Genomic DNA, 12048 nt, shown 5'->3' with positions numbered 1-12048 from the left:
CAGCACAACTAATGAGCGGCGTAACGATGAAACTGGCTAACACTATATCCATATATCACCAGAAACATTAAGATCTGCCTGCCAGCCTGATCACCTTTCGTAAAGTGATCTCCAGTTGTTGTTGATTTTTAAGGTGCTGCTCGAAGTAGGTATTAAACCGTTCGATGATCAAAGAAGAGACGAGGCCTTTAAGCTTTAACGTATTGGCATGTTTGGCCAACTGGTTGATATTGTTCCCAACCCTTCCCAATTCGGCAAAAATGTTATCCAGACTTTTGATCAGCTCTTTGGCATTGACGACGACCGTTCCTGCATTATCCAAGACCCTTTTACGAATCAGGTCAGTTTTGCTAATGCCCAGCGTTTTTTCCAGTGAAAGGATAAGGTTATATTCTTCTTCCGTGAATCGCGCATCTATTTTTTTGTTCTTTCTTCCGGATCCCATTTGAGGCCTTCCTGTCGCCATTACAAATCCTCCATAAAAAACGAGTTGCGAGTTTTCGAATCCCCCGGAGGGCAAGATCCTTTTTGTCCGACAAAAAGACATCTTGCCGTTGGAAAATCAAAGTGATTTTCCCTTATCAAATAATTGATTTTTGAAACTAACGTAGAAAATTAGACTTCTCGATTATTGAGTTATCATTCATGTGTTCCGATCTTTTGGCAATAGCAACGATCTTGTCATTGTAATCATTGAAGCCCTCATAAGCTGTTGAACGGTCAATTGCATACGGAAGTGCCATTAAAAATTCTTTTGAGGCTTTCAGACCAGATTCATCCCTATCGAAAAACGTATCAATGAAGGTGAAATTTTTTGCTTTTTCAATACCCTCATTCAGAAGAGCCACAGTGTTCAGAACGATAGCACTATGCTCATCCGCCGGGTGGCCTGCTTTCCAGCTCAGAAAATTAAGGTATCCTTCAAAAACAACAACCTTTTTGGGATGCCCCTGGATGAAGGTGATCGCTTTGTGACCAAGGCAACCTTTAAAATATTTATTTCTAACCTCCCAGGCATGCCTTTGATTTTTCCACCCTGCGGCATAATAATTCTTACGTTCGCCTTTTTCATTCTGAACGAAATAGTAGACTTCCGTCAGAAATTCTTTTCCAACCTCGTAAAGCTCTCTCTTTTTCAGATATTCGGTGATCGCAGGATGGCATCCTATCGGCTTTGTTTCTACTACTACATAATTTGGGATCTTAACAGCGATCCGTGGCCTCGCCGATCTTTTTTCGATGACTGATAAATTACAAAGGCTCTGGATCTTTTCGACTACCTCGCCAAATGAGGCATTATGCCAAATAGCTATTCCAAGATCGATAATATTTCCACCTTGACGGGTTCCGTGATCGAACCAAACACCCAATTCATCATTGACGCTAAAAGATGGTTTGGTATCATTTTCACGCAACATACTGTAGTATATTCTTTCCCTACCTGTTTTTCTAACGGGCTGATGGCCCAATCTGCTTAAAAAATCGACCAAAGAGGCACGATCTTTCAGTTCTTTTGCTGCGAGTTGTATGGACATATCTTAAATCTTATGTATGATGGATTGTGGCCTTCGCCTATGTTTTCATATTTTATTTCGGTGGTGAACAGCTTTTTGACAGCTGTGCATGTTCTAAATTCCTGATTCGGGGATTTGTGCTGGCAGCGGGTAACGACCCCGGCAATTCATTTCTGCCAGCATATTTTCGGGACTACTCACGTCAGATCCTACGATCCGGGCTATCGCCTGCCAATGCGCTTTCGCAATATTGATATTATCTCAGCTTCGCAAAATTTCCTGTGATTAGCAGGATAATGCTTCATCCCCATACGTCAAAGAGCATTGTAAGCCGAGCGCTTACAGCTATTATATTGTGGGGACAAAGCACGATTTTTAAGGAACGCTGAAACAGTGAAAGGGGGTGAAGGAGTTTTCTTCCCCATTATTGATGAGCAGAATGCTCACAATCCAAAAATGCTTAAGAGGTCGATGCTTTGAGGTTAATGTATTAGGTAAATACGCTTAAAAAATGGCGCATAACATCCATGTAGGACGTTTTAAATGTATGTTCTGATGATACTGACCATCCCATTCCGGGCCAAACTGACCACCACTTTTACTGTACCGGGAGGTAGCAAATAGTGTCAAAGCGTGGGTCAAAAATAGGGATTTATTTGCATAGTTCAGGCATAGACGTTTTCAGGTTCGGTGCTGCGTTTTTTGCGCATCGAGTCGCCTCTTAATTCGATACGGTGGGCATCGTGGACGATCCGGTCCAGGATGGCATCAGCAATGGTCTTTTCCCCTATTACTTCGAACCATTTACTGACTGGTAGCTGTGAGGTGATGATCAGTGAGGTCTTGCCATGCCTATCCTCGATCAGCTCCATCAGGGCGGCCCTGCTCTGGGCATCGAAAGGTTGGATACCGAAGTCATCTAATATGAGGAGTTGCTGGCGTTCCAGCCTGGCCAGCTCCTTTATATAGGAACCATCTGCCTTGGCCATTTTCAGCTTGGCAAAGAGTTTACCGGTACTGGCATAGAACACCCTATAGCCTAATATACAGGCCTGGTAGCCTATGGCGGAGGCCATATAGCTTTTACCAATACCGGTACTGCCGGTGATCAGGACGTTCTCGAAACGGTCAATAAAGTTGCATTCGGCCAGGCGCATTACCTGGTTGCGGTCAATGCTGCGGCTGGCATGATAGTTCACATCCTCGATAGAGGCTTTATAACGGAACTTGGCACCCTGGATGGTGCGTTCGATCTTGCGGTTCTGGCGGTCGTCCCATTCGGCATCGACCAGCATGCCTAAGAGTTCATCGGCGGTGTGGTCATTGGTTTTACCGGTCTCCAGGCTGCTTTTAAAAGCATGGAACATGCCGAAGAACTTCATCTTTCTCAATTTGTCTAATGTACTTTCATTCATTGTCTTAGGTTGTTTTTTGTATATGATTTATGTGTAAATGGTTGCTTTTATTATTCGTAATCACCACGGATATTATCATGGCTGGGCATAGGGAGCTCGTCCGCGAAGATGCTCTCTTCATAGGTCTCCATCTTGTTCTCCAGGATAGACTGGATCGTTTTGTAGTTATATACGCCATAGCTGAGCGCACGCTGGCAGGCCATGGTCAGGCGTTCGTTTCCGGCCTTTTTGGCGAAGGTCAATACGCCTAAACAAGATTTATAGGCCTGTTCCGGATGTTGCTTGCGCTCAAGGATATGCAGGATATAAAGACGTACATCCTCGTGGATTGAGGAAGCCCAGTTCAGGAACTTGTCCGGTGTCCATTCGCTGCGGAAGCGGTGCGTGCTGGCCATGTGGTCCTCGTCGGTAGTATAGCCATAAGGGGCTTTATCGCGTTTATGAAGGGCGATCCGTTCATAGTTGGAGTAGATCTCCACCGTGGTTCGCGAATACATAAGCTTGACCCGCCTTCCGATAAACCTGTAGGGTACGCTATAATAGTGTTTGTCAGGGCCTAAGTTGACATGGCCATTCTTTATCACCCGGGCATGGAATTGCTTTTTGAACTGGTAGCGCTGTACAGGCAGCGGGGCGAGCGTGTGCTTTTCGATCTCTTCGAACTGGAGGCGGCGGCTGTAATTGCGGCCTTTGAGAAACTGGGTGTTATGAACTTCTAACAAAGCCAATATGGCTTTGTTAAGGTCCTGTATCGTATGAAACACCTCCTTATGCAATGGTGCATGGATCTTGCTGTAGAGGATCTTTACCGCACCTTCTACCAGTGCTTTGTCGCGCGGGCGGTACGCCCGCGCTGGTAATATGGTCGTTCCGTAGTATTCTGCGAAGTCCTCAAAGGTCTCATTGATAGTGGGTTCATACCTGTTACTCTTGGTTACGGCAGCTTTGAGGTTGTCCGGTACAATGGCCGCGGGTACACCACCGACATAGTGCAGCGTATTCTCACAGGCCGAGATAAAGTCTTCCTTTTGCTGGCTGGGTACTGCTTCCGCATAGGTTAACTGGCTGGCGCCTAAGATGGCCACAAAGACCTCTACAGGGATGATCTCGCCGGTATCTTTATCTGTGATGCTCAGCTTTTCACCCGCGAAGTCCACATACAGCTTATCACCTGCCTTATGATCCATATGCATCGTGGGGTTGACACGGGCCTTCCATTGGTTATAATAAAAGCAGAACTGGCTGTACTGATAGCCGTTGGGAAACTCTTTTACATAGGCCTCCCAAAGCATAAAACGGGTCACGCCCGTGCGTTTAAGTTCTTTATCGACGTGGGGGAAGCAGCGCAGCATGGATTGCATACGCGCGTTGGGTTTGGCCTCCTTGGCCTTTCCGAAGAGCTCCTCGAGCTCTTTATCATTCAGGGCATCTACTTCATCGAAAGTAAAGCCGGTGGTCTTAAAAGCCGCCAAATACTTCTTGACGGTGTTGCGGGAAGCGTCCGCCTGCGCGGAGATCGCCATGATGCTCCGTTCCTGGCTATACAGCTTCAGTATCTTTCTAATCTTACTCATGTTGATCGTTGGGTTAGCCATGCTTATCGAGGGGTGTTATACCACCTCCAGCATGGGCCGCCAGGACAACATTTGCTACAACATCGGGGTGGTCAGCTTCCGCCGGAATACCCTGGTCAACAGGGAGCGGAACAGGTGGTCAGCTAAATCCGGAATAAGGTGGTCAGGTTCATCAGAATCTCCACGTTTTAAATATTGATTTTTGATTTTGCCATAAAAAATGCAAATTTGATTACGCATTGCGGATCAGAGATTTTTCTCATGACGGAAGACAAAAAACTTAAATTTTCATTTTTCAAGCTCGGAATGGCGAGTGAGTTTGTCGAGCGCGCTGAAAAGTTGGGATTATCTGATCTGAATGATCTGATGACGGTAAATCTAGCTAAATTGAAATCCCACCGGGATTTTACCTATTCCTGGTATGCCGAAATGCTGAACATGCTAAAAGGCCAGGGACTACTAAAAGAATTTCAAAAACGGACGCTGGAAACCTAATTAAAGTTTGAGAGGTTGTAATGAGTATTCAACCAATTAAGCATAGCGATCAAGTGTCCTTTCAGTTTAACGGCTGTTGCGTGTTCCACGTCCGATGATTTTTTCTGAAGGCTATCAGCTGATATAATATCCGTATTAGGTGTATAGAAATGTTTGGCAAAGAAGGCAAAGAGTTCACCGATATGTTCTTTTGCCAAAATACCCTTTTCAACCTGTAACCTGATAAATAAGCCGAGTTGTGCTACAGATAAGTTGATCAGTACCCGTTTAGCTCGGGGTCTTGCATTTTCAGCAGCCACAAATTGTGTTCTGATCTTTAATCTTTCCTTTACCAGTGAGTATTTCTCTGACAAATAATTATTAAGTTCATTATAGAAACGCTGTTTGGCAAAAGGAAATTTAAGGCCTTTGGTAAGTGTAAGATCGAAAAGATGGCTTTTGGTTTCCAGAATCATTTCTCTTTGCTCCAATAAACCATCCAAGTCTGAAAGCTGGTCAGACCAATTATTCACGCAAAAAAGAAAAAAGCTTGGCACGTTAAAGTCATTAATGATCAGGTAATCCATCAAGACTTTTGCAGATTCAAACCTTCTGGCCGTTATGCTACTCATCAATTTTCTTAAGTATGAGACGTGAGCTTGGTCGAGCGGTTGTAGATTTATGAGATCAGAAATCCCTTCAAATAATACCGCTAAAATATCCTGTTCAATAAAATGCCCAACCAGATGTTTCTGTGTTGCTGTCAGTAGTAGTTTTAAATCTATTCTGACACTACGTATTGTATAGTCCGAAAGCCTGGTATTTTCAGCAATCTCAGGATATTTAATAACGAGCTTATCGATCAGGTTTTCAAAGGCAAGGCATGTAAATACATAGCCTTGCCTGATCTCTGATGCTTCGGGCATATTTTTCCAAATACGGGATTGTTTGAAAAGATACCCATTAACCGTATTACTTATTGAAATGAGTTCATTCAATATATCTATAATGTATGCCTCTTTTCTCTTCCGGTTTGTAAACTGTATTTTAGAAGAACTTAAGTATAGTGCATTGGTTTCTTTGGTTATAAATTGCTTCCACTTTTCAAATTCGTTGAAAGTAAACCGCTGTCCGACTATTGCTTTCGGGTGAAGCGATTCGGTAACGAATTGTTGCAGACGAACCGAAATGTTTTTCATAAAATAAATGTGTTTTAACCATCGTACATCAGAAGTGTCGTTTTCAAACGACGATAAGATTGATCTTTTAAACTGTGGTCTTGTGAATCGAAATGGAAAGTTTTTTATCAATTTCAATAAAGGCCTCCAAAACGCGGCCGAGTTGCTCAAAAGTGTGCGTAGCCATAACATTCATGCGTATCCTGGCATTTTTCTTCGATACAGCAGGATACATGATTGGGTTAGTATATATTCCTGCTTTCAGCAACAATCTTCCGGCTTCTAAGGTCTTGTGAATGTCCCCGATCTTTACCGGAATTATTGCTGAAGCGCTTGTGCCAACATCAAAACCTGCTGATATCAGACCGTTTTTCAAATAGTTGATATTGGCCCAAAGCCTTGAGCGCCATTCCGGTTCTTCGTCAACCAGCTCGATCGCCCTAAGAATTCCGTAAATGGCAGGTGTTGCGGTCGTTGAGAAAAGATGCTGCTTCGATTGATATTTTAGGTATTCTATTAGATTAGGTTCCCCCAAAACATATCCTCCGATATTTCCCAGAGCCTTGCTGAAAGTACCGGTTATAATATCCACCTTATCGAAGGAGTTATCCAATTCGATCACACCTCTCCCGGTTTTTCCCAAAACACCGATCCCATGGGCATCATCAACAATTAAATAAGCACCATAATTATGGGCCAGGTCGGCGATCTCACCTATTGGTGCGATATCTCCATCCTGACTATACACGCCGTCAATAACCACCATTTTTGTGCGGTATTTTTCCTGCGCATTTTTAAGGACCTGTTCCAGCATGTCCAGGTTGTTGTGCAGAAACGTTTTGACATTGGTGTTGAGCGCGCCCTCGTAAACGCTGGCATGAACGGCCATATCCAATATGAGCAGGTCTTCCTTATGCAAAAGGCATTGTAGGGTAGCGCTATTCGCTGTATAACCAGTGGTGTAAAGAATAGCTTCTTTCTTTTTATAGAATTGTGCAATTCTTTCCTCCAATATTTTATGGTAAATAAAATGCCCGCCGATCGCAGGAGAAGCGCCTGATCCGGTTCCAAACTTGGTGATGCCTTTTATAACCGCTTCTTTAATTTTAGGGTGCTGACTAAAACCTAGGTAATCGTTAGAAACCAGGCAGACAGATCTGGTAGTGTGTTGATCACCTGGCAATAAAAGGTCCATCTCCGGTCCGACCGGGGATATGGATTCGATCCGGTAATTAAGATGTCCGTTGCTTCTTAAGAAATTTAAGTAATTATGGAATTCATCTGTGGTGGCATACAGGCTTTGACCGGGTATATTCTCAAAGTCCTTAAAACTAGCATTTTCAAAGTTTACATTCATTCTCTATCGATTTTATGGAATAAATGTAAGTCCCGATTTTTTGTAAAAATGAGACATGGAAATAATTCATTAACAATTAGTTAATATATATAAGTCATGTCCCAAGTTTAGATTTTTTGTCCCATAATTTTGATGGTTAGAGCGATCCTGAACCTAATTTCCCGGATGCTTCACACGATGATAAATGATGCAATAGAATCTATACTAAAAAAAGCCGGAACCTTTTCCGAAAGCTATTCTTACGAACTTACGGCAATGACGCATTTGGAAATTTATAAGCCCAAGCAGATCATTCACGCTGCCGGTCAGGTTGAGTTAAACCTTTACCTGATCCAAAGCGGTTTTGCCCGGGGATATTATTACGACCGGAAAGGCAAGGACCATACCGTCAGGTTTTGGAACAGTGGAGACCTGTTGTTTTCGTATGAAGGGTATTACAAGGTCCCCTCCTTTTATTACACAGAGTTTATGGAATCAACTCAGGCCATCGCCTTGAGTTATGTCGATCTGATAGAATTGAACAGGCGATTACCTGAAACATCGCTACTGATCAAATATGCTTTACTAAAAAGCCGCATAGAAGAACATGAAAGGCAGCATATTCTTACCCTGCCAGCCAACGAACGCTATGAACGCCTGTTCAAGAACCATCCAGTAATTTTCCAAAAAAGTCCGGCAAAGTATATTTCCTCCTATCTCAACATGTCAAGGGAGACTTTGGCCAGGTTAATGGGTAAACACTAATCATTATGTGATCATTATCACAAACTTGTGTGAATTAATTCCCTCAGATTGTATCATATAATCAACTGTTTTGTAGGTTATCTCATCGCCGTTTAGTTTCAAGCTACAGAGATTTGATTTAAAATTCAAACCAATGAAACGCTCCGATCTGCCTGACCTTATTTCCTTTTTACTGATCCTGATGTTTTCCTATGCTGCGATAAGCAAATTGTCAGACATCGACACTTATAAGCTTGAAATGATTCGTCAGCCCTTCCCAGGCTGGTCGATAAATACCTTGATTATCATTATTCCATTAGCAGAACTAACCACAGTTATAAGCTTGTTATTTAAAATAACCAGAACCTTCGGCTATTATTCAGCAACTGTATTGATGCTCATATTCACAGGATATGTGGGGTTGGCTATGACTGGCGCATTTGGAAAAGTTCCATGTTCCTGTGGCGGCATCATCAGCAAATTGAACTGGCAACAGCATTTTATTTTCAATTTACTATTTCTGTCCGTCAGCATATATGGATTACTAATAGATCTGAAAGAAAGGAGGTTCATTGGCAAATAAGCACATGCTTAAATTGTTCAATTCCTGATAGTTTAGGCTTGAACACGGTTGGATCCCGAGAGATCTTGAATCAATTCAATTTATCATAAATTAAGTTTATCGCTTTTTGATCTATAAAAGCGGACATCAAAATGAAAAGAAAACTTTTAGGCGTATTAGCCATCGTTATCGCTGTTAGTGCAAGTGCATTTACAACCAAAAAAGCAAACAGTAACTTTTATGTTTACACCTCTGCCTCCACTTTGCAAGCGGATATACAAAATGCCAGCAATTATCAGAGCTCGACATTAACTCCCTGCAGCGGCGCAACTGACGTTTGCGGTGTAACGCTCACCACTAGCCGCCCTGCCGGACAAACACCGGTAGCTACCGAATTCAATGCCGAAAAGGCCAATCTTTGGTCTTCACAGCAGGCACATTCACCTGCAAATGCCAGCATTGATATGAAAAATTAATAAAAAAGGCTGCCCTAGAATACTATGGCAGCCTTTTTTTAAGATGAAACATGGGTCATCTCTCCCCGGCATCCACCGGTTCCGTAACGTTTCGATACATGTTTCCCCAGTCAGCCATAGCATTTATAACATCATGCATCGTTTTTCCTAACTCCGTTGTATGGTACTCCACCCTCGGTGGTACTTCAGGATAAATAACCCTTGTGATGATCCCATCCTGTTCTAATTCACGTAATTGGGCAACCAGCATTCGTTCAGATATACCTTCTATAGATTTTTTGAGTTCATTGTAACGCATTTTTCCATGCATTAAACGGCACAATATAGCTGGCTTCCAACGGCCACCCATGACGTGTAATGTATTAGCCATTCCGCAGCTATCAGTAATTCGCCTTTCATTAAGGGCGTTCGTAGAAGATTCTTTTCTCATACTTACTTTTTTGTTAGTACCTAACAATTTATGCTTAACATACAAAAGTAAAAGTTTGCGTGTACGTTTGCCAATAATTTTCAAAAACAGATATTAAATGAAAAAATTAGCAAATAAGATCGCATTAGTAACAGGCGGAAGCCGAGGAATCGGTGCTGCGATCGTAAACCGTTTAGCCGATGACGGAGCAAGTGTTGCATTTACCTACACAAGTGACAGTTCCGCTGAAAAATCAGCTAGCATGGTGTCAAAAATTCAAGATGGCGGCGGCAAGGCACTGGCAATTAAAGCAAATAGCCGTTATGCAGATGATGTGATCAATGCCGTAGGTAAAACAGTTTCTGAATTCGGTGGACTTGACATTTTAGTAAACAATGCGGGCATTTTAACTCTAAAAGACATTAGCGAGCTGACCATCGCAGACTACGACGAACTTATGGATGTTAATGTAAAGGCTGTATTTGTAGCTGCAAAAGAAGCGGTCAAACATCTTAAATCAGGCGGTCGGATCATATCGATCGGAAGCAATATGGGTGATAATGCCATAATGCCGCAAACTACATTATATACCATGAGTAAATCAGCTCTCCAGGGATTTACCCGGGCTTTAGCACGCGACCTTGGACCTAAAGGTATTTCAGTAACTCTTGTTCAGCCCGGGCCGACAGCAACAGATATGAACCCTGATAACACAGAGCTTGCAGATTACTTTCGGACAAGAATGGCATTACCCGAATATGGAACCCCTGAAGGTATTGCCGCTCTCGTAGCATTCTTGGCTGGTGACGAAAGTAAATACATCACCGGCTCATTTATCACAGCTGATAGCGGTTTTAACGCCTAATACCCTAAATCGTCACTGGCGATCAAAAATAATAAAGTCGTCCTTGCCTGAAGGAGGCTCTTTCTCAAATAAGACTATGGAAAAGACTGATGTAGATTCCCGTCGATGGATGGCGTTGGCTGTATTGTTGACGGGTACATTATTACCACCGCTGGATTTCTTTATTGTAAATGTAGCGCTTCCTGCTATACGTAAAGACCTTCATGCCTCACCCGCTGATTCGCAATTGGTGGTTTCCGCCTACGCTGCTGCATACGCCGTTACATTGATACTTGGAGGCCGCTTAGGAGATATATATGGCAGAAAGCGTGTGTTCATTATAGGGATGCTTGGCTTCGGAATTGCCTCTGCCTTATGCGGATTTGCACCATCGGCCGTTATACTAGTAGCAGGCAGATTGCTACAAGGTGTTTCGGCAGCCATCATGGGTCCACAATCTCTGGCATCCATTCATGCTATATTCCCTGCGAAAGAAAAGAACAGGGCGCTTAGCTTTTATGGGGCGACTTTCGGACTGGCTTCTGCGGCCGGTCAGTTATTAGGAGGCGTGCTGGTATCAGCAGACCTTTTTGAAATTGGCTGGCGAAGCGTGTTCCTCATTAATTTGCCGGTGATCGTTCTTGCGATACCAGCCGCAATTGTTTTATTAAGGGAAAACCGTGCGGACCGATATGATAAGTTGGACGTTCCCGGTGCCATATTGCTCGCAACCGGACTTTTAGCATTCGTCCTTCCGCTTATCGAAGGCCGCGAAAATCATTGGCCATGGTGGTGCGTCATCCTTTTGACAACCAGTATTCCTTTGTTAACAGCTTTCTGGTATTACGAGAAAAAGATGGAATCAAACGGTGCCTCGCCATTGATCTATCCTTCTTTACTTAAGAAAAGCGGATTACGAAAGAGCCTGACGGCAGCTTTCTTTTTTTATGCTCTCGCCTCCTTCTTCCTGATCTTCGCAGTTTATGAACAGGGAGCGCTGGGACATAATACACTCGCGACAGGTTTAGCCATTCTGCCACTTGGGATCGGTTTCTTCATTGGCCCCTGGTGCACCCAGCTTATCGTTAGTAGGCTGGGGTCCCGTGCGGCAGCCTTCGGAATGATCCTTGAAGTCGCCGGATTACTATTCGCCGCCACGCTTTCCCTGAACGGTATTACATCGATCCTTTATCTACCGCTGTTTATCATAGGACTTGGACAAGGTATTGCGGTTCCTGCACTGGTACGATTAAACGTAGACCAGGTTGATCCACGTTTTTCCGGTTTGGCATCTGGACTGGTAAGTGCCACGCTGCAAATCAGCGCAGCTGTTTTCGTTGCGGTAATAGGTGGACTTTTCTTTACACTTGCACCAGATAACGCAAATGCAGCTGGGATTCAATTCAGTTTCGGCTTATCTACCGGAGCGATTGGGTTATCTTTAAGTATAGCAGCGATATTATGTTGGAAAGTTAAATAACTGAAGAGAATGCAAAAGGCCGTATTGCAATGATACGGCCTT

At 43.4% G+C, this 12048-nt stretch carries 13 protein-coding genes; 6 read left to right on the top strand and 7 right to left on the bottom strand.

Annotated features, from left to right (window positions below; genetic code table 11):
- Positions 1-67 precede the first annotated feature (67 nt).
- The 4 genes from mobC to istA form a co-directional block, all read right to left on the bottom strand.
- Complete coding sequence (gene mobC / locus MTO98_RS15955) at positions 68-445, bottom strand: plasmid mobilization relaxosome protein MobC (RefSeq protein WP_243487620.1); 378 nt, start codon at positions 443-445, stop codon at positions 68-70.
- Positions 446-602: 157 nt separating this feature from the next.
- Positions 603-1535 (bottom strand): hypothetical protein, encoded by a 933-nt coding sequence (locus MTO98_RS15950; protein WP_243487619.1) that lies wholly within the window; start codon positions 1533-1535, stop codon positions 603-605.
- A 644-nt stretch (positions 1536-2179) separates the two neighbouring features.
- On the bottom strand, positions 2180-2929 hold the full coding sequence (istB, locus tag MTO98_RS15945; protein WP_243487618.1) for an IS21-like element helper ATPase IstB: 750 nt from the start codon (positions 2927-2929) through the stop codon (positions 2180-2182).
- A gap of 50 nt (positions 2930-2979) precedes the next feature.
- Positions 2980-4503: an IS21 family transposase gene (gene istA, locus MTO98_RS15940; RefSeq protein WP_243487617.1), complete on the bottom strand. Its 1524-nt coding sequence runs from the start codon at positions 4501-4503 to the stop codon at positions 2980-2982.
- Between the two features lie 261 nt (positions 4504-4764).
- Here istA and MTO98_RS15935 point away from each other — a divergent pair, with 261 nt between their 5' ends.
- Complete coding sequence (locus tag MTO98_RS15935) at positions 4765-4998, top strand: hypothetical protein (protein WP_243487616.1); 234 nt, start codon at positions 4765-4767, stop codon at positions 4996-4998.
- Here MTO98_RS15935 and MTO98_RS15930 read toward each other — a convergent pair.
- Together MTO98_RS15930 and MTO98_RS15925 are read right to left on the bottom strand one after the other, a co-directional pair.
- Positions 4995-6176, bottom strand: a complete 1182-nt coding sequence (locus MTO98_RS15930) for a hypothetical protein (protein WP_243487615.1) — start codon at positions 6174-6176, stop codon at positions 4995-4997. The two genes, MTO98_RS15935 and MTO98_RS15930, sit on opposite strands and share 4 nt — an antisense overlap.
- A gap of 67 nt (positions 6177-6243) precedes the next feature.
- Positions 6244-7512: an aminotransferase class I/II-fold pyridoxal phosphate-dependent enzyme gene (locus tag MTO98_RS15925; protein ID WP_243487614.1), complete on the bottom strand. Its 1269-nt coding sequence runs from the start codon at positions 7510-7512 to the stop codon at positions 6244-6246.
- Positions 7513-7689: 177 nt separating this feature from the next.
- Between MTO98_RS15925 and MTO98_RS15920 the strand changes: the two genes are divergently transcribed.
- The 3 genes from MTO98_RS15920 (at position 7690) to MTO98_RS15910 (ending at position 9273) form a co-directional block, all read left to right on the top strand.
- The gene (locus MTO98_RS15920) at positions 7690-8256 is read left to right on the top strand and encodes a Crp/Fnr family transcriptional regulator (RefSeq protein WP_243487613.1); all 567 of its coding nucleotides are present in this window, start codon (positions 7690-7692) and stop codon (positions 8254-8256) included.
- A gap of 133 nt (positions 8257-8389) precedes the next feature.
- Positions 8390-8818: a MauE/DoxX family redox-associated membrane protein gene (locus tag MTO98_RS15915; protein ID WP_243487612.1), complete on the top strand. Its 429-nt coding sequence runs from the start codon at positions 8390-8392 to the stop codon at positions 8816-8818.
- A gap of 131 nt (positions 8819-8949) precedes the next feature.
- Complete coding sequence (locus tag MTO98_RS15910) at positions 8950-9273, top strand: hypothetical protein (protein WP_243487611.1); 324 nt, start codon at positions 8950-8952, stop codon at positions 9271-9273.
- Positions 9274-9328: 55 nt separating this feature from the next.
- On the opposite strand, the gene MTO98_RS15905 is transcribed toward MTO98_RS15910, so the two are convergent.
- The gene (locus MTO98_RS15905; protein ID WP_243487610.1) at positions 9329-9787 is read right to left on the bottom strand and encodes a helix-turn-helix domain-containing protein; all 459 of its coding nucleotides are present in this window, start codon (positions 9785-9787) and stop codon (positions 9329-9331) included.
- Between the two features lie 13 nt (positions 9788-9800).
- Here MTO98_RS15905 and MTO98_RS15900 point away from each other — a divergent pair, with 13 nt between their 5' ends.
- Together MTO98_RS15900 and MTO98_RS15895 are read left to right on the top strand one after the other, a co-directional pair.
- The gene (locus MTO98_RS15900) at positions 9801-10547 is read left to right on the top strand and encodes an SDR family NAD(P)-dependent oxidoreductase (protein WP_243487609.1); all 747 of its coding nucleotides are present in this window, start codon (positions 9801-9803) and stop codon (positions 10545-10547) included.
- Between the two features lie 76 nt (positions 10548-10623).
- Complete coding sequence (locus tag MTO98_RS15895; protein ID WP_243487608.1) at positions 10624-12006, top strand: MFS transporter; 1383 nt, start codon at positions 10624-10626, stop codon at positions 12004-12006.
- The last annotated feature ends 42 nt before the right edge of the window (positions 12007-12048 follow it).

The organism is Mucilaginibacter sp. SMC90, assembly GCF_022811725.1.
GTDB lineage: Bacteria > Bacteroidota > Bacteroidia > Sphingobacteriales > Sphingobacteriaceae > Mucilaginibacter.
Note: the sequence above shows the minus strand (reverse complement) of the source record. Positions and strands in the feature narration are given on the sequence as shown.